Here is a 21,261-nt window from a genome sequence, read left to right on the forward strand (position 1 = left end):
CATCCGGCTCGAGCGAATGTCTTATCGACCGGGCGTAAAGGTGTGCCCGGAAAGTCGTTCCGTTTCGGTGGTGAACCATGTTTGGGCGTGCCGGCGCGTGGCAACCCAGGAATGATGGGCGCGGTCGTCGAGGTGCTGCCTGATCACGCGCCGGGCCCGTTCGATGCCGTCGCGTATCGCCTCGTCCGGTGTGCGCCATTCCGGTTGCACGGTCTCGGGCCAGGGAGCGAGCACGGGCTTGCCATCGCGATTCACCGACAAGTCCGCGACCCATGCGCCGCGTTCGTTGCGTCGCGCCGCAACCGAGATTTCGAATCCCGCATAGACGTCAAAGGCAGATTCCATCTGGTCCTCCGATGCGGATCAAGGCTGCGATAAAGGCAACCTGAAGATTTATACGATTATATGCTCACGTATTCCACGCGCTTTGAGCGAAAGCAGTGGACTGACGATACACCAACTCGATGCAACGAACACTTCACAAGGCATGGCTTTGTAACATCAGGCCGAGCGCGACGCTGTGATCCTTAGCATCCTTTTGACTGACAGGAGCGACTGTGAAACTGACCGACTTCGACACACTGACGTTCGACTGCTACGGCACGCTGATCGACTGGGAAACGGGAATTTTCGAAGGACTGCGCCCGTTGCTGGAGCGCGTAGCGCCCGCATTGACGCGCGATCAGGTTCTGGAAGCCCATGCGCGTCACGAGTCATCGCAACAGAAGTACACGCCGGGCAAACGCTATCAGGCGCTTCTGGCCATCGTCTATAAGCGGCTGGCCGAAGAGTGGGGCGTGCCCTTCACTCAGGAAGAATGCATTGCCTATGGTCGCTCGATTCGCGAATGGCCCGCCTTCGCGGATTCCGCCGATGCGCTCCGATATCTGAAGCAGCATTACAAACTCGTGATCCTGTCGAATGTCGATAACGAAAGCTTCGCCCATAGCAACGCAAGACTACAGGTGGATTTCGACGCGATCATTACGGCGGAGGATGTCGGATCGTACAAGCCTTCGCCGCGCAATTTCGAATACATGCTGGAAAAGCTAGGCGCACGCGGTATCCGGAAGGAAAAGATTCTGCACACGGCCGAAAGCCTTTTCCACGATCACAAACCCGCGAACGGTTTCGGTCTTGCGTCGTGCTGGATCTATCGCCGTCATTCAAAGCCCGGCTTCGGCGCGACGATGGACCCAGGTTCTCAGCCGAGAATCGACTTCCGCTTCAACAGCATGGCCGAACTGGCGGACGCGCATCGCGAGGCGCTGCACGGAAAGTAACGTCATCGCTAGGGATCGGCACGGCGCGATATAGCGCGTGCCGAATCGAATAAATCGGAAGACTAACTATTATTCGTTTCTCACGCAACTAACTGTCTCTCATTCGCGCCGCCTTCAAACGGAATATGTCATCGCCACAATTCGGCCAGTCATGCGACGAGCCGCCAAAAGACGGCGACTTGCCGCTAAAATTCGAAGATTTTCGCTAGCGTTTCATTTTCTTGTCGTCAAGGCGGCAACAATGCCTATACTCGGAGCTATCCCGTGCCCGTGACCGTCGGCATAATGTGGACCATCAAATGAATATCGCAATACGATCGGCAACCGCAAACATATGAGCGAACAACGAGCAAAACGAGACCCGGAAGGCACGCGACGGCGCATTCTCGAAGCCGCCACCGAGCAATTCACGAAATTCGGCCTCGCGGGCGCGCGGGTCGACGCCATCGCCACGGCGGCGGGCACGAACGAGCGCATGCTTTACTACTACTTCGCAAGCAAGGAAGGGCTGTACGTCGCCGTGCTCGAATCGATGTACGCGCAATTCGCGCAGCGGGAGCAAAGCCTCGAACTCACCGCCATGCAGCCGGCCGATGCGATCCGCGAGCTGGCGCAGTCCATCTGGGCGCATTTGCGGGAAAACCCGCAATGGCTGAGCCTCATCAATAATGAAAATCTGCACGAAGGACGCTATCTGGAGCGTTCGAACCACTTGCGCGAGACCATCTCGCCGGTGGTCGACCTGCTGCGCGTCACGCTCGAGCGTGGCGCGGCAGCGGGGCAGTTCCGTCAGGGCGTCGATCCGCTGGACTTCTACGTGACGCTGGTTGGCATGGGCTACTACATCGTGTCCAACCGCTTCACTATCGATATGTTCACGGGCCGGAATTACGTCGAGCAACGCCATCAGGCGTCGATTTCCGCCATGCATCTCGACATGTTGCTCGCGTACCTGCGTCCGGTGAACTAGGCGGCGGCGCGCGGCTTACCTGATGAAGCCGAGCTGCGCGCTGATCCTGTCGAGAACGGGCTTCTTCTTTTCGTTGAACGCGGCCTTGTTCTGCTGAATCAGGTTGTTGCCCTTCGTGTCGATGGAAATGATCAACGGCCCGAATTCGCGGACGCGATTGATCCACAGGGTTTCGGGCATGCCGAGATCCTGCCACTCCGCGCCTTCGATTTCCTCGACCAGCGTCGCTGCCAGCACTGCGCAGCCGCCGGGAAAAATGGCGTGCACCGCCTTGTGCTCCTCACATCCCGCAGCCGTTTCAGGGCCCATTCCGCCTTTGCCGACGATCAGCTTCACGCCGGTCTGCTCGATGAACTCGCGCTCGAACTTCTCCATCCGCATGCTCGTCGTCGGGCCGATGGACACCATTTCGAAACTGCCGTCGTCCTTCTTCCGGACGATCGGACCCGCGTGAAAGATCGCACCGCCTTCGAGATCGACAGGCAGTTGCCGGCCCTGTTCGATCAGTCGCCTATGCGCGACATCGCGGCACGTCACGAGCCGGCCCGTCAGATAGACGACATCGCCGACCTGGAGATCCTCGAGATCTTCGCTCTTGATGGGGGTCGTCAGAATCTTTTTCACAGCACCACTCCTTCGTGGGAAAGGATTTCATAGGACAGGTCGGCATGAATGCGGATCTTGCCGCGCCGGTGCGCCCAGCAGCCGGTATTGATGGCGACGCCGATGGTCGATGGATGACGCGCCGACGACTCGATGTTGACGCCCATCACGCTGTTATTGCCCTTCAGGCCTTGCGGGCCGATGCCGATCTCGTTGAGTCCGTCCTCCAGCAATTGCTCCATCAGCGCGGCGCGGGGGTTGTCGCTCTTCGAATCGACCGGCCGCAGGATCGCCAGCTTGGACAGGCGCGCCGCGGTCTCGACCGAAGTCGACACGCCGATGCCGACCAGCAGCGGCGGACACGCATTGACGCCGCGCTCCGTGATCACATCCATCACGAATTCGGCCACACCTTCGTAGCCCTGTCCCGGCATCAGCACCTTGGCCGCACCGGGCAGCGTGCAACCGCCGCCGGCCATGTAGACGTCGATGGTGCAGCTATCCTTTTCCGGGACGATGCGCCAGTCCAGCCACGGAATCTGTGTGCCCGTGTTGGTGCCGGTGTTCTTTTCGTCGAACGTCTCGACGGCGTTGTGGCGCAGCGGCCCCATCCGCGTGGCGCCCGCGGTGGCTTCGCGCAGGATTTCCTCCAGCTCGCCGAGCAGCGGAAAGTTCGCGCCGGCCTCGACGAAATACTGAATGACGCCGGTGTCCTGGCAGCTCGGGCGATCCAGCTTGTCGGCCGCTTCCTGATTGCCGTCCATCGAGTCGTAGATCGACTTGGCGAGCGGATTGGTTTCCAGCGTGCGCAACTCGGCGAGCTTTGCCGTCACGTCGCGGGGCAGACGCTTGCCGATATAGGCGGTGAATTTGGCCATCGTGTCCGTCACGGACTGAATGGCGAGTTCCTTATCCATGTTGCATTCCTCTGACAACGTAACGAGATTGGGGGAGGCGTGTTTTCAATGCGCGGCCGCATTGCCGGGCGCGACCGGCGATTTCTGCGTGCGGGCCAGCAAGAGCGTGAGCACGGCGGAGAGCATGAGCAGGCCCGCCACGAAATAGAGTCCGCCGGTGAAGCTGCCGGTCTGATCTTTCACCCAGCCGATCATCGCCGGGCCGGCGAAGCCGCCGAGATTGCCGATCGAATTGATGGTGGCGATGCCCGTCGCGGCCGCGGCACCCGAGAGGAACATCGTCGGCATGGTCCACAGGGGCGGCTTCGCGCAACTGATGCCGATATTCACGAGCGTCAGCGCGGCGATGAGCCCGACGACGCTGTTGGCCATAGCCGCCACCACGAGGCCGATCGCCGCCGCCACGCACGCCAGCACGACGTGCCAGGTGCGCTCGCCGGTGCGGTCGGAATGGCGCGACCAGAAGATCATCGCGACTACGGACACGATCGGCGGAATCGCGTTGAGCAGGCCTGTCGTCATCGACGAAACGCCGAGTTGCCTGATGATCTGGGGCGCCCAGATGCCGAGCGTGTAGAGGCCCGCCGACGTGCCGAAGTAGATCAGCGACAAAGCCAGCACACGCGGATTCGCAAGGCCGCTGATGATGCCGTGCGCGGCGCCCGCCGTGGCTCTGCTCGCGGTTTCCGCATTCATCACGTTGACGAGCCATGCGCGCTCGTCGTCCTTCAGCCACTTCGCCTTTTCGGGCCTGTCGGTCATGTAGAAGAACACGACGACACCCAGAATGAGCGCGGGCACGGCTTCGAGAATGAACATCCATTGCCAGCCGCGCAGACCCATCACGCCGTTCATTTCGAGCAAAGCGGCGGAGAGCGGCGAGCCGAGCGCCGTGGAGATCGGCGCGGCGGCCATGAAGAATGCCGTCACGCCCGCCCGATGCCGCGCTGGAAACCAGTAGCTGAGATACAGGATGATGCCGGGGAAGAAACCCGCTTCCGCCGCGCCGAGCAGAAAACGTATGACGTAGAAGCTGGTCGGCCCTTCGACGAAGGCCATCGCCGCGGAAATGACGCCCCACGTGACCATCACGCGGGCTATCCACAGTCGCGCGCCGACCTTGTGAAGAATGATGTTGGAGGGCACTTCGAACATGAAGTAGCCCCAGAAGAAGATGCCGGCGCCGAAGCCGAGCATCGAGGCGGTGAAGCCCAGGTCCGTCTTCATCGTGAGCGACGCGAAGCCGATGTTGACCCGGTCGATATAAGCGACGAAGTACAGCAGCATGATGAACGGCACGATGCGCCAGGTGATCCTGCGCAGGGTGCGTTTTTCCAGATCGATATCCATCGAATGTCTCCTTGATTCCGATGACCAGTCGAATGTCTTAGCCGTCTTTTGCGGCCTTGCTCTAGTCGGAACCAAGGTTAAAACCGATGGAATCGCGTATGAATCGATCTAGACTAAATACATCCTTGCAAAAAAATCACGAATGAACATGGACTCGGAACTGGGCTTCTTCTGCCTGCTCGTGAAGCAGGGCAGTCTGGCCGCCACCGCGCGCGAGTTGAACCTCACGCCGCCCGCGGTTTCCCGCCGGCTTTCGGCGATGGAAGATCGTCTGGGCGTGCGCCTTCTCAACCGCACGACGCGGCGGATCAGCCTGACGAGCGAGGGCGAGGTCTATTTCGCGAATGCGCAGCGCATCCTGAGCGACATCGACGACATGGAACAGCTCGTTTCCAGCAGCCGGGCCGCGCCGAAAGGACTGCTGCGGGTGAATGCGCCGCTGGGATTCGGGCGCTCGTATATCGGTCCGTCGATCTCGCTGTTCAGCCAGCGTTTTCCCGATGTCGAAGTGCAGTTGCATCTCACCGACCGGCCCATCGGCCTGCCCGACGAGAGCATCGACGTGTCCGTGCGTTTCGGCGAGATGCCGGATTCGCGACTCATCGCGAAGAAGATCGCGTCCAACCGGCGGCTGCTGGTGTCGTCGCCGGGTTATCTCCGTGGCGCGGGCGAACCCGCTCATCCGCATGACCTGACGCATCATCAGTGCATCGTGCTGCGGCAGAACGAATCCGCCTATGGCAACTGGCGCCTGAGCCGCGGCGGGCGCACGGAGACGATCAAGGTGCACGGCAAGCTGAGCACCAACGACGGCGAAGTGGCGCTCAACTGGGCGCTGGAAGGACACGGCATTCTTATGCGCGCGGAATGGGACGTCGCCAAATACCTTCGCAGCGGTCGTCTGGTGCAGGTCCTGAGCGACTACGACACGCCGCCCGCCGACGTCTACGCCGTCTATCCGGAACGCCTGAATCTCTCGGCCAAGGTCGCGTGCTTCGTCGATCACCTGCGCGACTATCTGGGCCAGCATGCCGACGGCCCGACGCGCGTCAGTTCGAACTGGTAGTCCTCATTCGTGCACAAAACTTAATAATGCTTTAAGTTTCGCGCCGGTTTCCGCGCCCGGATGTGAGTAAAGTCCGGTGACATACCCATCTGGAGGACGGAGACATGAAGACCTATCGCATCGCGACCATTCCTGGCGACGGCATCGGCAAGGAGGTCGTGCCCGCTGGCCGTCAAGTGCTGGAGGCGCTGGCACGCAGCACGCATGATTTTGCATTCCAGTTCGAGAATTTCGACTGGGGCGCGGACTACTACCGCGAGCACGGCGTGATGATGCCCGCCGATGGCCTCGACGCCCTTCGCGACAAGGACGCGATCCTATTCGGCTCGGCGGGCGACCCGGACGTGCCCGATCACATCACGCTGTGGGGCCTGCGTCTGAAGATCTGCCAGGGGCTCGACCAGTACGCCAACGTGCGTCCGACGCGCATCCTGCCGGGCATCGACGCGCCGCTCAAGCGCTGCAAGCCGGAGGACCTGAACTGGGTGATCGTGCGCGAAAACTCGGAAGGCGAATATTCGGGCGTCGGCGGCCGCGTGCATCAGGGCCATCCGATCGAGACCGCGACCGATGTTTCGATCCTCACGCGCGCCGGTGTCGAACGCATCATGCGTTTTGCATTCAAACTCGCGCAGGCGCGTCCGCGCAAGCTGCTGACGGTCATCACGAAGAGCAACGCGCAGCGTCACGCGATGGTCATGTGGGACGAGATTGCCGGCGAAATCGCGAAAGAATTTCCCGACGTCAAATGGGACAAGGAACTGGTCGACGCATCGACCGCGCGCATGGTCAACCGTCCCGAGTCGCTCGATACGATCGTCGCCACGAACCTTCATGCCGATATTCTCAGCGACCTCGCCGCCGCGCTCGCGGGCAGCCTCGGCATCGCGCCGACTGGCAACATCGATCCGGAGCGCCGCTATCCGTCGATGTTCGAGCCGATTCACGGTTCCGCCTTCGACATCATGGGCCACGGCCTGGCGAATCCGGTCGGCACGTTCTGGTCGGTGGTGATGCTGCTGGAACATCTCGGCGAATTCGACGCCGCGAAACGCGTGATGCAGGCGATCGAAGCCGTGACCTCCGACAAGTCGCTGCACACGCGCGACCTCGGCGGCGTCGCGACGACCGCGCAAGTGACCGATGCCGTGTGCGCGCTGATCGGCACGAGAGCGGCTCACGCCGCCTGAAAGGAGCCGGGGCCGCGAGCAGAACGCGCAGACGGACGGGGCCCGACTCACGAAGTACCGCTACCCCTTCGAAGCCGGCGCTAGCCGGAGTAAACTGTTTTTGCGGTGTGCTTGCCGCGAAAGGAGGTTGCGATGAGATTCGCCGACATGTTCAAGCGCCCGAAACGCGGCGCCACGGCTGCTCACACCGGTGACGCGGAGCCTCACCACGAGGACCACGCGAAGTCGGTGCAGAAGCAGGCGCGCAAGCTGTGGGACGCGATCGGACGCAATCGCCATAAGAGCGCGAAGTGGTAGTAGCAAGGCGGGCCCGGGAACGAAAGTCCCGGGCCCGAAACGTCTTCAGGCTTTTAGCGCCCTCACCACGACACGCCGACTTTACTCTTGCGTAAAACCCGCGATATAAAGGGATTACTCTTGAATTAAAGTCAACGATGAAAGTCACTCTCGACGAGCTTCAAACCTTTGCGACGGTAGTCGACACAGGCTCCATCACGGCGGCGGCGCAACAACTCGATCAGACGGTATCCGGTGCGAGCCGCACGCTCGGACGGCTCGAAGAGAAGCTGCAGACGACGCTACTGCGCAGAACCACGCGGCGTCTCGAGCTGACGGAGGAGGGCAAGAGCTTCCTGCAGAGTGCGCGCGAGATCATCGGCGCGGTGGAAAGCGCCGAGGAACAGATCGCCGCGCGCCGCGAGCGGCCTTCGGGGCTGCTGCGCGTCGATGCCGCGACGCCGTTCATGCTGCATGTGATCGTGCCGCTCGTCGCGGGATATCGGGAGCGCTATCCGCATGTCGAGCTCGAGTTGAACAGCAATGAAGGCGTGATCGATCTGCTGGAGCGCCGCACCGATGTTGCAATTCGCATCGGCAGGCTGAAGGATTCGACGCTGCACAGCCGCCCGATCGGCAGCAGCCGCATTCGGGTGCTCGCGACGCCGCGGTATCTCGAGACTCACGGTCTTCCGAAGCGCGTCGACGAACTCGCGAATCACTCTCTGCTCGGCTTCACGCAGCCCGAATCGCTCAATGTCTGGCCGCTTTCGGGGCACGACGACGAGCCATACCGGATCACGCCGAGCATCGCTTCATCGAGCGGCGAGACGCTGCGGCATCTCGCGCTGGAGAGCGCGGGCATCGTGTGTCTGTCTGACTTCATGACGCTGCGCGATCGGCGCGACGGCAAGCTCGTGCAGATCCTCGCGCGTCAAACGCAGGAAGTACGGCAACCGATCAGCGCCGTCTACTATCGCAACACGGCGATCTCCGCGCGCATCGCGTCGTTCGTGGACTATCTTGCCGAAGCCGTGAAGGCCACAGAATTCGCGCCGACGGGCCGTCGCTGACGCGTCAGTCTTCCTCAAGCCGCGAACATCGCCGGGTCGATATCAGGGACCGCCTTGAACGCAGGCCTCGCAAAAAAATAGCCCTGCATCAGCGTCACGCCGTTCGCTGCGAAGAAATCTCGCTCTCCACGCGTTTCGATCCCTTCGGCAATGACCCGGATTCCCAGGTCGCGGCATATTGCAAGCACGCCGCACGCGATCCGCTGGCGCACGAAATCCGTGTCGATTCCGCGCACGAGCTCCATGTCGAGCTTGATCAGATCGGGTTGAAAGTCCGCCAGCAGGGTGAGGCCGGAATAGCCCGCGCCGAAGTCGTCGATGGCGGTCTGGAAGCCGAAGCGCTTGTACGCGCGGAATATGTCGACCAGATGCGGCCGGCTGATGATGTTCTCGCCCTCGACCGTCTCGAAGATGATCCGCTCGATCGGAAAGCCGTGCCGCTCGGCCGCCTCGAGCGTGCTGCGGATACAGGCTTCCGGCCGGTAGACGGCGTTCGGCATGAAGTTGATCGACAGAAACCCGTCCATGCTCAACGCGGCGGCCTGGGCGATCGCGGTTGTCCGGCACCGCTGGTCGAAGTGATAGCGATTGGTCGCGTCGACCTGCGCGAGCACCGATCCCGCCGACTCGCCGTTCGGCCCGCGCACGAGCGCTTCGTGCGCGTATGCGCGGCCGGCGGCCATATCGACGATCGGCTGGAAGGCGAATGCGAACTCGAACGGCGTGGCTGTGTCGCTTTTGCAACCGGCACAGCCACGGTTCGGAGCCAATATTTCAGGGATGCTTGCGTCGGACGTCTTCGTCATGCGTGGTGCTCGATCAGTGCAACGAGGGAACCCGTTGTGCGGGCCTGCTCCTGTTTAACGGACGACGCACGCGGATCTTGAGCCCGGCACGAACGGCAAGGCAGCAAGCCCATGCGCTTCGTGTTGCACGCGCTCACTCGATGAGTCGCGGCGAATCAGCGAGCGCATGGGCCGCGCGAGCCGTGTCTCAAACCTGAGCCATGCCGCCGTCGATGAAAAGTTCGATGCCGTTGATGAAGCTCGCCGATTCGGATGCGAGGAAGGCGACTGCCTTGCCGATTTCCTCGGGTTCGCCGAGGCGGCCGAGCGGCACTTGCGAGGCGAGCGCGTCGTACAGGCCTTGACGCGCTTCATCGGGCACGAGACCGCCCAGGCCCGGCGTCCGGACGGGTCCGGGGCTGACGACGTTGACGCGGATGCCGCGATCTTTCAGATCGAGCGCCCACGACCGGGCGAAATTCCGGACTGCCGCCTTGCTGGCGCTGTAGACGCTGAAGCTGGCGGTCCCCGTGACGGACGTGATCGACGAAGTCAGAATGACCGATGCGCCGTCGACGAGCAGCGGCAACGCCTTCTGCACGGTGAACAGCACGCCGCGCACATTCGTGTCGAAGATACGATCGAAGTGCTCTTCGGTGATCGCGCCCAGCGGCATCATGTCTCCACCGCCCGCATTGGCGAACAGGACATCGAGCTTGCCCGCTGTTTCGGCGATTTGGGCGTACACGGCATCCAGGTCGGACAACACCGATGCATCCGCGCGAATCGCGGTGGCCGACGGGCCGATGGCGGCTACGGCTGCATCCAGTTCGGCCTGACGGCGACCCGTAATGAATACGCGCGCGCCTTGCTCCACGAGTTCCTTTGCCGCCGCGAGACCGATGCCCGTGCTGCCGCCGGTGACGAGCGCGATCTTTCCGTTCAGTTGCGTGTTCATGACTTGCTCCAGTTCGAAGTTTTAGAAAGTGCCAGGATTTGCCCGTTGCGTCGCGCCTTCAAGGTCTTCCGATGCGAGTCGCGTTGGGCATGGGTGAACTTTAGCGGCGGTGAGTTTTTTGATAAATGGTGAATAATGAATTGACTATGCACGCGTATGTATAATCGGCGCGGATCATCTACGGGACGCGAATCGAATGGATCAATTGCTGGCAATGCGCGCTTTCTCCCGCGTGGTCGAGGCGGGCAGCTTCACGCGCGCGGCGGACTCGCTCGATATGCCCAACGCGACGATGAGCAAGCTGGTTCAGGAACTCGAAGCGCATCTGGGCGTGCGGCTGTTACAGCGGACGACGCGACGGGTCACGGTAACGCCGGAAGGCCAAGACTATTACGCGAAGGCGACGCGTATTCTCAGAGACCTCGAAGATATCGACTCGTCGTTCAGTGTTGCACGAAGCAATCCGCGCGGCCGTCTGCGCGTCGATGTAGGCGGATTGCCCGCGCGAAACGTGCTGATTCCATTGCTTTCGGATTTCATCGCGCGTTATCCGGACATCAGGATCGATCTGGGCGTGTCCGATCGCCCGGTGGACTTGATAAGCGATAACGTCGACTGTGTCATCCGTGGCGGGCCGTTGGACGACTCGTCGCTCATCGCGCGTCATATCGGCGATGCCGTGATGGTCACATGCGCCACGCCGAAATATCTTAAGCAGTTCGGCGTTCCCGCCTACCCCGAGGAACTGAAGAACGGGCATAAATTGATCAGCTACCTGTCACCGCAAAACGGCAAGGCAATGCCATTCCGGTTCGAGCGTGACGGCGACAGGATCGAGATACAGGCGCAGCGTCATATCGGGATCAACGAAAGCAACGCGCATCTTGCGGCTTCCATCGCGGGACTGGGCATCGTTCAAACCTTTGCCTACGCCGCCAATCCGGCTATTCGCGATGGGTCGCTCGTGGAGATCCTGAAGAAATGGCGTCCGCCGCCTTATCCGTTCCATGTCGTGTATCCGAACAACCGTCACGTGACACACAGGCTTCGGGTGTTCGTCGACTGGCTGCTGGCGTGCTTTCCCGCCGGGGTGCGCGGTACGGACCGGCGCTAGCCTGATTCGACGATCGTTGCCGGCCACGACGCGGCATCCTTTTTGCGCGGGGAGGGTTACGCCTGCATATTGCGGGCATATCGGAGAGCGATCATGAATGAGGATCAGGTGAAGGGCGTCGGGGAGAAGGTCAAAGGTAAGATCAACGAAGGCGTCGGCAAGGTGACGGATGACCCCGTGCAGGAGGCAAAAGGCGACGCCCAGCAGGTCGAGGGCGAAGCACGCAAGGATCTCGGTGACGCCAAAGAGGATCTGAAGGACGCCACTGACGACACGGCGAAGCCCTGACTTGCCGGCCCGTGAAGCCGGGCCGCGTCGATGGCGCGGCCCGGCGCAGCGTGAGCGCCCGCTTCCCGCGGGCGTTTTTTTACTTTCGGAGCGCTGTCAGCCGCCCGTATTCACACGATGAAAGGCGAGACGGTGGCGAGAGACTTGCTTGCACAGTCGCCAACTCCCTCAGCGTTCAGGCTCTTCATGCCGCGACCGTCGTTCTCGACTCAGCTCTTCGCGCTCTGGATTCTCGTCGCCATTTTGTGCGGCCTCCTGACGGCGGTCGTGTGGCTCATGCTTTCGTCAGCGCTCGGCGAGCGCGTCACGACCGCGAAGCAGCAGGCGGCTGCGGCCTGCACGGCGGTCGCATCGCGCTACGATCTGTCGATGCAGCGCCCCGGCGAAACCAACATCGATCTCATGCACGCCGTGCTTGATCTCGTGCTGATCCGCACCGATGGCATCGAAGGCGGTTTCTGGAACGGCACGGCGGCGGCCGGCACGCCCAGCGGCTTTCTGGCCTATGCGTTTCCTACCTACGAAGGCAGCGGCGTGAAGCGCGATATTCCCGAGGCCGAGACGCCGCTCATTCTGCGCACGCTGAGGAAAGCGGGGGGCGCGGGCCAGATGCAGGTCGATGTCGTATCGAGCGGTGCGGATGCCGTCATCGCCGTCGCTTGCCCCGTGCCGCGCCACGCGGGCCTGCTGGCGTGGATGCTCACGCGCGCGCGGCCGCCGCTCGGACCGTACGGCGAGCGTGCCGCGACCATTCTGGTCGGGGTGCTCGCAATCATCGTCGTGCTGGCGTTGTTTCTGGCCGTAGCGCTCAGGCGCTGGAGACGCAACCTCGCGCGGCTGGAACAGGCGCTCGCGCCCGATGGCGGATTCGAGCAGGGCAGGCGGCTCGAACGGCTCGGCGAGCGCGATCTGGACCTTATCGTCGATGCGCTCAATCGCTATGTCGAGCGCGCCGAGCGCCTCCAGCGCGAGGCGAGTGCGCTTGGCACGCAGCTGGCGCAGGCCGAACGATTCGGCGCGCTCGGCAAGATGGCCGCGCAGATTGCGCACGAGATCCGCAACCCCGCGGGCGCGATGCGTCTCAAGGCAGAAAACGCGCTCGCCGGCGACAGCGTGCGCCGCGAAGCCGCGCTGCGAACGATCATCGAGCAGGTGGGGCGCATCGAGGCGCAGGTGACCAGTCTGCTCGCGCTCACGCAGCCGGTGACCGTGAACGCGCGCGCAGTCGATCTGCACGCGTGGCTCGGCGACATCGTGCATACGCATGAACCGGGCGCGGCGAACCGCGACATAGCGTTGCGGGCGGTGATCGAAACGGGCGCGATGCAGCCCGTCTTCGATCCCGCGCAACTGGCGCGTGCGCTCGACAACCTGATCGTGAATGCGCTGCGCCACGCGCCGCCGGGCGGTCACGTGACGGTGCGCGCGACGGGCGCACGATGGACAGAGGGCGAACGCCTCCGGCTGGAAGTGATGGACGATGGTCCCGGCGTGAGCGCAGCCGAGCGCGAGCGTATTTTCGAGCCTTTCGTGACGGGCCGGCCCGATGGCTCCGGTCTCGGCCTCGCCGTGGTGCGCGAGATCGCGTCGGCACATGGAGGCCGCGCGTATCTCGCCGAGGATTCAGAGGTGACATGCTTCGTGATCGACTTGCCATGGCGACCATACTGATCATCGACGACGACGATGCCTTTCGCGAAGGCCTCGCCGAAACCGTGCAGGATCTCGGCCACACGCCGCTCGAAGCGCGCTCGGGCGAAGCGGCGCTGGAACACTTGCGCGAGCGCGGAGCGCCCGACTGCATCTTTCTGGACTTTCGTCTGCCGGGCGCGGACGGTCTCGCCGTGCTCGAATCGCTGCGCGGCATGGAGGGCCTGCAGCACGTGCCTGTCGTGATGCTGACCGCGCATGCGACGAGCGACAACACCATCGGCGCGATGCGGCTCGGCGCGTTCGAGCACCTGACCAAACCCGTCGGCCGTGACGAGATCGCGGTGCTGCTCGGACGCATGCTCGCGGCGCATCCCGATGCGCCTGTCGCCGCAACGTCGGCCTTCGCGGACGAACCGTCGTCCTGCGAGCCGCAACTGCTCGGCGTGAGCGATGCCATGCGCGACGTGCAAAAGCGCCTGGGCCGCGCGGCGGGAACCCGCTCGACCGTGCTCATCACCGGGGAGACGGGCACGGGCAAGGAAGTGGCGGCGCGCGTGCTGCATCGCGCATCGGCGCGGGCGGGCAGGCCGTTCGTGGCCGTGAACTGCGCGGCGATACCGGAGGACTTGCTCGAAAGCGAGCTCTTCGGGCATGGCAAAGGCGCGTTCACCGGCGCACATGCGGAGCGGCGAGGGCGTTTCGAGGAGGCGCACGGCGGAACGCTCTTCCTCGATGAAGTCGGTGACATGCCGCTCGCCATGCAGGCCAAGCTGCTGCGCGTGCTTCAGGAACGGCAGGTCACGCCGCTCGGCACGAACCGGCCCGTCGCTGTCGATGTGCGCATTGTCGCCGCGACGCATCGCGATCTGGCGGCGATGGTCGCGGCGGGAACATTCCGGCAGGATCTGCTGTATCGGCTGAACGTGATCCCGCTGCACTTGCCGCCCCTGCGAGAGCGCGTAGCGGATATCCTCCCGCTCGCGGAGCATTTCCTGTCTACTCCGGGGGGCATCGCCCGATGCGGCGCACAAGCGGCTCTCAGCCGATGCGCAGCGCATGCTCGTCACCTTCGGCTGGCCCGGCAACGTGCGTGAACTGGCGAACGCGATCGAGCGGGCGAGCGCACTCGCGCCGGGTGCGTTGCTCACGCGCGAGGACTTCGCTTTCCTCGTCGACACGACCGCCGGCGGCAATGACGCAATCCCAGTCAGCCTCGCCGAACTTCCGCTCAACGACGCACTCGCGCAACTCGAACGCGCGTTGATTGCGCGCGCCCTCGCGCTCACCGACGGCAATCGCGCCGAGGCGGCACGCAGGCTCGGCATCAGCCGTCAATCGCTCTATACGCGGCTCGCGAGCCTCGGGATATCCGGCGCCGATGCCTGAGCGAGTGTCAAGCGATCGGACACCTGGCGTCCGATCGCTTGACACCATTCCTTGCCTCATCCCGCCGATTCCTTGACCAGCAACGTTTTTCGTCCCATGGCATAGCCTTTGCACATCCCTCCACGCCATGTGAGGGAGTGAATCATGCAATCGACATCGACGAAGCGAGTCCGCCGCGACACCGCACGCGTCCTGAGCGCGATCAATCTCGTCGCGCTGCTGGCGACGAGCGCGGGCTGCGTTGCTCAGACTGAACCGCCTGTTGCGGCAGCGGGCTTGGCGCCGCCGCCTGCGCCCCGCATCGGCGCGGCTCCGCTCGTGGAAGGGACGGCCGTCAGCGCGCAAGCCACGGTTTCGCGCTTTCTCATCAACCCGGACGGCGATGTCGACGGCTTCCTGACCGGCGACGGCGCGCTCGTTCACTTCCCGCCGCATATGAGCGCCCAGCTCACGTCGGCGATACGCCCGGGTGACAGCGTGCAGATCGACGGATGGCGCGTTGCGGGCGGCAATCTCGAGGCGCAACGCATCACCGATGCACGCAGCGGCCAGCAACTCACCGATCAGCCGCCCTTGCCGGGCACGCTGCCGCGTGAGCTGCGCGGCGCCGGCCTTTCACGCCTGAGCGCGCAGGGACAAGTGGCGCACATCACCACCGCGCCACGCGGCGAGCCCGACGGCGTGATTCTCGCGGATGGCACCGTCATCAAGCTCACGCCTCCCGTCGCCCAGCAATTCCCGAGGCTCGTTCAATCGGGCGCGCGCGTGTCCGCGCAAGGCTACGGCACGCGCAACCAGTACGGCACCGCGCTCCAGGCGACGTCGTTCGGTTCGCCGGGCAACCTGACCCGGCTCTACGACCGCGTTGCGCCCGGCCCATGAGCGCGTCGGCTGCCGACACGCTTTCATCGACATCAACCGAGGATCAACGACATGCATTGGATCGACCCCGAAAGCCTTCCCGAAACGCGCGGCACGGTGACGCGTTTTCTATTGAACCCGCACGGTGAAATCGACGGGATCGTACTCGGCGCGCGGCAGGCGCTGCAGGTTCATTTTCCGCCTCATCTGTCGCCACAGATCGCGCGACAGGTCGCCGTGGGCGACGAGGTTCGCGTGCGCGGCGTGAAGCCGCGCGGCGCGGACATGATCGCGGCGGTCTCGCTCGCGACGAAGAACGGCAAGGTCATTCTGGACGAAGGCCCGCATCACGACGGCGAAAAGCATCACAAACCGTACGTCGAACACAAGCCGATGGACGCGCTCGGCGAAGTGGTGCTGTCGCTCTTCGGGCCGAAGGGCGAGCTGCGCGGCGCGTTGCTCGACGAAGGCACATCGCTGCGGATGCCGCCGCATGCCGCCGCCGAACTCGCGGCGTATCTCGCGCCGGGCGCGCACGTACACGCGTGGGGGCACGGCATTCGGAACCGTCATGGGCGGACGATCGAAGTGGATGAGATCGCCGAGCTCATCGACGCACCGGTCGCCGGCTGACGCAACACAAGCTGCCGGCCGTGAGCGCGTCCGGGGGCAACCCGAAGCAAACAGGCTTGCAACTCGAGCCCGACAAGAACAGACGTCGCGGATGACCGGCCCATGAATCCTCTCTATGCACTCGAAGGACTCAACTTCTTCATGGCCGATGTCCAGGCGGGGATCGGCCCTTTTCTCGGCGTCTTTCTGCAGGCGCAGGGCTGGCATCCCGAGTCGATCGGTACGGTGATGACCCTCGGCGGCATCGCCGGCATGCTCACGACGTCGCCGGCGGGCGCACTCGTCGATGCGACGCATCACAAGCGCCGCCTCATCGTGGCTGCGGGCGTCATGACGACGCTCGCTTCGCTCGCGCTGTGGGTGTCGCACGACTTCTGGATGGTCGCCGCCTCGCAGGTCCTCACGGCGGTGACCGGTGCCGCGCTCGGGCCGGCGGTCGCGGGCGTGACGCTCGGCATCGTGCGCGAGCGCGGCTTCGACCGGCAGTTCGCGCGCAATCAGATGGCGAATCACGCCGGCAACGTCGTGGGCGCGGCGCTTTCGGGCTGGCTCGGCTGGCGCTTCGGATTCGGTGCGGTGTTCGCGCTCGCGGGCGTATTCGGTGCGATGACGGTCCTCTCGACGCTGCTCATCAGCCGGGATTCGATCGATCACGACAGCGCGCGCGGCCTCGTCGCCTCGTCGTCTTCGTCGTCTTCTTCGGAGCATGAGCACGCGAGCGGCTTTCGCATGTTGCTCGCGTGCAGGCCGTTGCTGTTGCTCGCCGCCGCGCTCGCGATGTTCCACCTCGGCAATGCGGCCATGCTGCCGCTCTATGGCCTCGCCGTCGTCGCCGCGCATCAGGGCGATCCGAGCGCCTTCACCGCGCAGACGATCGTGGTCGCGCAACTCGTGATGGTCGCCGCGGCATTCTTCGCGAACCGGCTGATTCAACGCGCCGGCTACTGGGGCGTCATTTTGATCACTTTCCTTGCGCTGCCGCTGCGCGGACTCGTCGCGGCGATCTTCATCACGGCATGGGGGGTGTGGCCCGTGCAGGCGCTCGACGGCATCGGCGCGGGGCTGCAAAGCGTGGCTGTTCCCGCGCTCGTCGTGCGTTTGCTGCAAGGCACCGGGCGCGTCAATGTCGGGCAGGGCGTCGTGATGACGGTGCAGGGCATCGGTGCCGCGCTCAGCCCCGCGCTGGGCGGCGCGCTCGCACAACATTTCGGCTATGTGAGGGCGTTTCTCGCACTGGGCGCCGTATCGACGGGCTCGCTCGCGCTGTGGCTCTGCTTCGGCGCATCGCTCAAGAAAGCGTGCGGCAATTGCCGCGATTCCGCCAACGATCCGTCGCTTGCCACATGAATCCGATTTTTCTCGCGTGCTTGCCGTGAACCGTGCGAAAGGCTCGCCGCGCAAGCTCTTCTTGCTGATGCATCTGGTTCGCCGTGCGCTTTCGAACGGCAAATGAAACGCGAGCACGGGCGGTGACGCCTTCGTGAGTCGATCGCCTGGCGTGTCGTGCCGCTCACGGCTCCGGTGACGTCGCCGCTTCAGTTGATGGCCAATGCCTGAACCCGTCAACGCGTTCTCCCGCACTAAAGTTTTCCGTCGATCTTCCGTTATCTCATTGTCGGCGCGTCCCGAAGGGTTGCGGCCTGAACACACTCCGAATACCAAAAACACGCCATGAAACTCGTATCGAAGCTCACGCTGCTCGCTTTGCCGATACTCGCTGCCTGCGGCGGCGGGAATGACGACCAGACTTGCGTGTCCGACCTCAGCAATCTGAAGAAAACTTGCGTCGCTACGACTTCCCATGCGTTGCCGGAAGGCGTCTGGTACGGATCGGTGAATTCGTCGCAGTCGGTTGCGGCGCAGACCATCGTTCTCGAAACCGGTCAGTACTACAGCATCTTTACGCAGGGCGGTTCGTTTGTCTGGCTGATCGAGGGCATCATGACGGCAACCGACGGCGCATTCAGCGATCCGGCGACCGTCGGCTTCCACACACTTGGCGCGATTCGCGCTGGATCCCTCTCCGGCAACTTCACCACGAAGAGCGCGCTCACGGCGACCACGAGCCTCTTCGTCGCGCCGGATACGACCGCCACGAACTTCAACGGCAACTACAATGCGACGTACGACACGCCGATCGCCATCAGCGACGTCGCGCGCACGTGGAACAGTGGGGCGGGCGTTGCGCCGGTCTCAACTATCACGTTCGCCACGGACGGCACAGCGAAAGGCGCGCAAAGTGCCTGTACGTTCACCGGCAGCTTCAAACCGCGATCGACGGGCAAGCACCTGCTCGACGGCACGCTGAATTTCGCGGGTTCGTCGTGCGCGCTCAATAACGTGTCGATGTCCGTCGAAGCGACCGTCATAAACGGCCTGCTCACGGTCGTCGGCGTAACCCCGCAACGAGACCAGGCGTTCTATCTGTCGGCCCAGTGAGCGGCGATTCGCTGGTTCGGCCGGCCCGGCGGATTTGCATCTGATCCTTCAGGCAAGCGGAATGCGCGCATCATCGAGCGGGCGCAGCTTGCCCGGATGCACGACGCGGCACAAGGCTTCGACAAAGAAGAAGTCACCGAACATGGTTGCGCCGTCCACGCCGATGTTATGCGGCTTCGAATAGCACGAGTTATGCAGCAGGCCATGTTGGCCGTCCTTCGTGAACTCGTCGCGGCACAGTGCTTCGAGCATCGCCACACCGTGACGCTGCCACTTCGCGGCGGCTTGCGCATCCGGATGCAGACGCGCCATTTCCAGCAGCGCCGATGCCGTTACCGCAGCAGCGGCCGTATCCTTGATCTCCGCATCGCGGCCCGTCGCGTCGAAGTCCCACGGCGGCACCTGGCGGCCATCGAGGCGGCGCAGGTAGTAATCGGCAAGACGCTCGGCGAGATCGAGATACGTGCGCTTGCCCGTCTCGCGCGCGGAGTTGACATAGCCGTAGATCGCCCATGCCTGGCCACGGCTCCACGCGGATTCGTCGAAGGCGCCCTGAAACGTGTAGCCGCGCTTGCGTGCGCCGCTTTCCACGTCGTATTCGACGGCGTGATAAGTCGAGTCGTCATTGCGCACGAATGCGCGCGCGGTCATCTCGGCATGAGCATCGGCGGCGTGCCGGTAGCTGCCGTCGCCGGCGTGATTTGCGGCCCAGTAGAGCAAGGACAGATTCGCCATCGTGTCGATCGCGGACGCGCTTCGGCCGCGCGCATCGGAAAGCGGGCCCCATGACGCGAGATACGCGCCGTCGCGTGTCGTCACGAGCCGCGCACGCAGCTTGTCGGCCGCTTCGAGCGCGATGCGCGCGAACCGTTCGTCGCCCGTGATGTGATGCCCGGGCACCGCGCTGCTGTCGAAGATGAAGCCGATATCGTGCGTGTTCGGGTCCTGTGCGCGCTGCTCGACCAGCAACATGCGGGCACGCGCCCATTCGAGAAAACGCGTCTCGCCCGTATGCAGATACGAGGTCAGCAGGAGCCCTACCCAGAAGCCGCAGAACCAGTTGCCGTGGCTCCATGCGTCGCCGTCGTAGCCTGCGGAAAGCGAGGCGGGCAGACGCACCCATTGGCCATCGGGGCCGGTCACTTGCGGAAATTCGACGCCGAAGGTCAGCTCGTCGGCGGCGACTTTCTGCGCGGTCTTATCGAGAGTCTGGCGAAACAGTCTCGTCTGTTCGTCGGAAAGCGCCAGCGTTTGCGTTGCGTTCGACACGGTGTCTCCTTGAGTTCGTCATGCGCAGGACGATTGTAAAAAGCCCCTGCGCAACGGCGTTAGGATGAAACGCGTGAACTGTTGGACATTTCCGCACCGGCGCGGCGCGCGTGACGAATCAGATATGCAGCTTCTCGAGGCTGCGCCGATAGTCGATCGGTGAGCGGCCGGTGTGCTTGCGAAAGCAGCGGCTGAAATAGGCAGGATCGTCGAAGGAGAGCATGGCGGCGATCTCGGCGACATTCACTTCGGAGTGCAGCAGCAAACGCTTTGCCTCGAGCATCACGCGCTCGCGGATCAGTTTGGGCGCCGTGCTGCCGAGCGCCTGACGGGTCGACTCGTTGAGCGCGCGTTCGGTCACGTTGAGCAGGCGCGCATAGTCCGCCGCTTCGTTGACCGATCGAAAGTGCTTCTCGAGCAGGCTCTTGAAGCGACGAGACAGCAGCACGCTGCGCGATGCGGCGGCATCGCGCATGGCGGCGGCATCGCACATGCGCGCAACCTTGATCAGAAATACATGCAGCCAGGCCCAGATCGCATCCGTGTAGCCGACCTGCTCCTCCTGATACTCCTGGCGGATGCCGTCCATCACGCGCGTCAGTTCGCGCACCTGTGCATCGCTCAGATGCAGGCAGGCACCGAGTTGCTCGAAGTCATAGACGGGTACATCGGTCGCGGTATGACGGTTTTGCACCCGAAACGCAAAGAACTCGGACGAAAAGCTGATCGAATAGCCGAGCGTGTCGGCGGACAGGTCGAGATCGTGGATCTGTCCGGGCGTCATGAAATAGAGCGTATGCGGGCGCACTTCGTAGCGCACCGAATCGATCACGTGAGAGCCGCTGCCCGCGATCACCCACATGACGTGATAGAAGTCATGGCGATGCGGATAGACGAGCGTTGATTTGAGCGCTTCGATCGGCGCGAGATGAAAGTCCGGCGTCTTGACGTGCGCGCCGTATTCGTAGTCCTCGATCCTGATGACCGGAACGTGGCAGCAACATGCGGTATCCAACTGTCTCCTCCTCGTCGTCGGCGATGTGTCTTCGCGCCTGCAGCATGCCCGCGCGATCGCGGGCCGCTGCACGAGCGTAGCCGCGCAGCCAGCGGGGCGTAATTGGCACTTACACCATGCGACGCGCGACGT

Annotated in this window: 21 protein-coding genes and 1 pseudogene; 14 read left to right on the forward strand and 8 right to left on the reverse strand. The window is 63.4% G+C overall.

The genetic code is table 11. The annotated features are described in order from the left end of the window. Positions 1-21 precede the first annotated feature (21 nt). Entirely contained in the window at positions 22-345 is a 324-nt protein-coding gene (locus NCS58_RS29595; protein WP_061118939.1) for a DUF6566 family protein, read from the reverse strand. A 212-nt stretch (positions 346-557) separates the two neighbouring features. Here NCS58_RS29595 and NCS58_RS29600 point away from each other — a divergent pair, with 212 nt between their 5' ends. Both NCS58_RS29600 and NCS58_RS29605 read left to right on the forward strand, forming a co-directional pair. Continuing rightward, the gene (locus NCS58_RS29600) at positions 558-1,283 is read left to right on the forward strand and encodes a haloacid dehalogenase type II (protein WP_061118940.1); all 726 of its coding nucleotides are present in this window, start codon (positions 558-560) and stop codon (positions 1,281-1,283) included. A gap of 334 nt (positions 1,284-1,617) precedes the next feature. Beyond that, positions 1,618-2,253 carry a TetR/AcrR family transcriptional regulator gene (locus NCS58_RS29605; protein WP_061118941.1) on the forward strand — a complete coding sequence of 212 codons (636 nt, stop codon included), beginning with the start codon at positions 1,618-1,620 and terminating at the stop codon, positions 2,251-2,253. Between the two features lie 15 nt (positions 2,254-2,268). On the opposite strand, the gene ttdB is transcribed toward NCS58_RS29605, so the two are convergent. From ttdB to NCS58_RS29620, 3 genes are read right to left on the reverse strand one after another with little or no spacing between them, the layout of a single operon-like run. After that, entirely contained in the window at positions 2,269-2,877 is a 609-nt protein-coding gene (gene ttdB, locus NCS58_RS29610; protein ID WP_061118942.1) for a L(+)-tartrate dehydratase subunit beta, read from the reverse strand. Further along, positions 2,874-3,773, reverse strand: a complete 900-nt coding sequence (ttdA, locus tag NCS58_RS29615; RefSeq protein WP_061118943.1) for a L(+)-tartrate dehydratase subunit alpha — start codon at positions 3,771-3,773, stop codon at positions 2,874-2,876. The genes ttdB and ttdA overlap by 4 nt, the downstream gene beginning before the upstream one ends. A gap of 45 nt (positions 3,774-3,818) precedes the next feature. Next, on the reverse strand, positions 3,819-5,123 hold the full coding sequence (locus NCS58_RS29620) for an MFS transporter (RefSeq protein WP_061118944.1): 1,305 nt from the start codon (positions 5,121-5,123) through the stop codon (positions 3,819-3,821). A gap of 142 nt (positions 5,124-5,265) precedes the next feature. Here NCS58_RS29620 and NCS58_RS29625 point away from each other — a divergent pair, with 142 nt between their 5' ends. The 4 genes from NCS58_RS29625 (at position 5,266) to NCS58_RS29640 (ending at position 8,728) form a co-directional block, all read left to right on the forward strand. Beyond that, positions 5,266-6,189 (forward strand): LysR family transcriptional regulator, encoded by a 924-nt coding sequence (locus NCS58_RS29625; RefSeq protein WP_061118945.1) that lies wholly within the window; start codon positions 5,266-5,268, stop codon positions 6,187-6,189. A gap of 104 nt (positions 6,190-6,293) precedes the next feature. Next, positions 6,294-7,379, forward strand: a complete 1,086-nt coding sequence (locus NCS58_RS29630) for a tartrate dehydrogenase (RefSeq protein ID WP_061118946.1) — start codon at positions 6,294-6,296, stop codon at positions 7,377-7,379. Between the two features lie 132 nt (positions 7,380-7,511). After that, positions 7,512-7,676 (forward strand): hypothetical protein, encoded by a 165-nt coding sequence (locus tag NCS58_RS29635; protein WP_250477592.1) that lies wholly within the window; start codon positions 7,512-7,514, stop codon positions 7,674-7,676. A 137-nt stretch (positions 7,677-7,813) separates the two neighbouring features. After that, positions 7,814-8,728, forward strand: a complete 915-nt coding sequence (locus NCS58_RS29640) for a LysR family transcriptional regulator (protein ID WP_061118947.1) — start codon at positions 7,814-7,816, stop codon at positions 8,726-8,728. Between the two features lie 14 nt (positions 8,729-8,742). Here NCS58_RS29640 and NCS58_RS29645 read toward each other — a convergent pair whose 3' ends face one another. Together NCS58_RS29645 and NCS58_RS29650 are read right to left on the reverse strand one after the other, a co-directional pair. After that, a complete protein-coding gene (locus tag NCS58_RS29645; RefSeq protein ID WP_250477591.1) occupies positions 8,743-9,534 on the reverse strand; it encodes an EAL domain-containing protein in 792 nt (263 codons plus the stop codon). 187 nt (positions 9,535-9,721) lie between these two features. Next, positions 9,722-10,471, reverse strand: a complete 750-nt coding sequence (locus NCS58_RS29650) for a glucose 1-dehydrogenase (RefSeq protein ID WP_061118949.1) — start codon at positions 10,469-10,471, stop codon at positions 9,722-9,724. A gap of 196 nt (positions 10,472-10,667) precedes the next feature. Here NCS58_RS29650 and NCS58_RS29655 point away from each other — a divergent pair, with 196 nt between their 5' ends. The 8 genes and pseudogenes from NCS58_RS29655 to NCS58_RS29690 all read left to right on the forward strand — a co-directional run bounded on the left by NCS58_RS29655 (position 10,668) and on the right by NCS58_RS29690 (position 18,845). Continuing rightward, complete coding sequence (locus tag NCS58_RS29655; protein ID WP_061118950.1) at positions 10,668-11,585, forward strand: LysR family transcriptional regulator; 918 nt, start codon at positions 10,668-10,670, stop codon at positions 11,583-11,585. 93 nt (positions 11,586-11,678) lie between these two features. Continuing rightward, positions 11,679-11,873, forward strand: coding sequence for a CsbD family protein (locus NCS58_RS29660; RefSeq protein ID WP_061118951.1), 195 nt, complete (start codon positions 11,679-11,681; stop codon positions 11,871-11,873). A gap of 186 nt (positions 11,874-12,059) precedes the next feature. After that, the gene (locus NCS58_RS29665; RefSeq protein WP_061118952.1) at positions 12,060-13,544 is read left to right on the forward strand and encodes a HAMP domain-containing sensor histidine kinase; all 1,485 of its coding nucleotides are present in this window, start codon (positions 12,060-12,062) and stop codon (positions 13,542-13,544) included. Then, positions 13,529-14,912 (forward strand): annotated as a pseudogene (locus tag NCS58_RS29670) (sigma-54-dependent transcriptional regulator). Before NCS58_RS29665 ends, NCS58_RS29670 begins: the two are co-directional and overlap by 16 nt. Before the next feature lie 144 nt (positions 14,913-15,056). Continuing rightward, a complete protein-coding gene (locus NCS58_RS29675; protein WP_061118954.1) occupies positions 15,057-15,794 on the forward strand; it encodes a hypothetical protein in 738 nt (245 codons plus the stop codon). A gap of 51 nt (positions 15,795-15,845) precedes the next feature. Further along, a complete protein-coding gene (locus tag NCS58_RS29680) occupies positions 15,846-16,406 on the forward strand; it encodes a hypothetical protein (RefSeq protein ID WP_061118955.1) in 561 nt (186 codons plus the stop codon). Between the two features lie 102 nt (positions 16,407-16,508). After that, positions 16,509-17,753 carry an MFS transporter gene (locus tag NCS58_RS29685; protein ID WP_061118956.1) on the forward strand — a complete coding sequence of 415 codons (1,245 nt, stop codon included), beginning with the start codon at positions 16,509-16,511 and terminating at the stop codon, positions 17,751-17,753. A 324-nt stretch (positions 17,754-18,077) separates the two neighbouring features. Continuing rightward, positions 18,078-18,845, forward strand: coding sequence for a hypothetical protein (locus tag NCS58_RS29690; RefSeq protein ID WP_061118957.1), 768 nt, complete (start codon positions 18,078-18,080; stop codon positions 18,843-18,845). Between the two features lie 48 nt (positions 18,846-18,893). Here the strand turns inward: NCS58_RS29690 and NCS58_RS29695 are convergent, their stop codons facing one another. Beyond that, the gene (locus NCS58_RS29695; protein ID WP_061118958.1) at positions 18,894-20,114 is read right to left on the reverse strand and encodes a glycoside hydrolase family 88 protein; all 1,221 of its coding nucleotides are present in this window, start codon (positions 20,112-20,114) and stop codon (positions 18,894-18,896) included. 118 nt (positions 20,115-20,232) lie between these two features. Beyond that, on the reverse strand, positions 20,233-21,129 hold the full coding sequence (locus NCS58_RS29700) for a helix-turn-helix domain-containing protein (RefSeq protein WP_061118959.1): 897 nt from the start codon (positions 21,127-21,129) through the stop codon (positions 20,233-20,235). Positions 21,130-21,261: the final 132 nt, after the last annotated feature.

It is taken from the genome of Caballeronia sp. INML3B (assembly GCF_023631305.1).
Taxonomy (GTDB): domain Bacteria; phylum Pseudomonadota; class Gammaproteobacteria; order Burkholderiales; family Burkholderiaceae; genus Caballeronia; species Caballeronia turbans.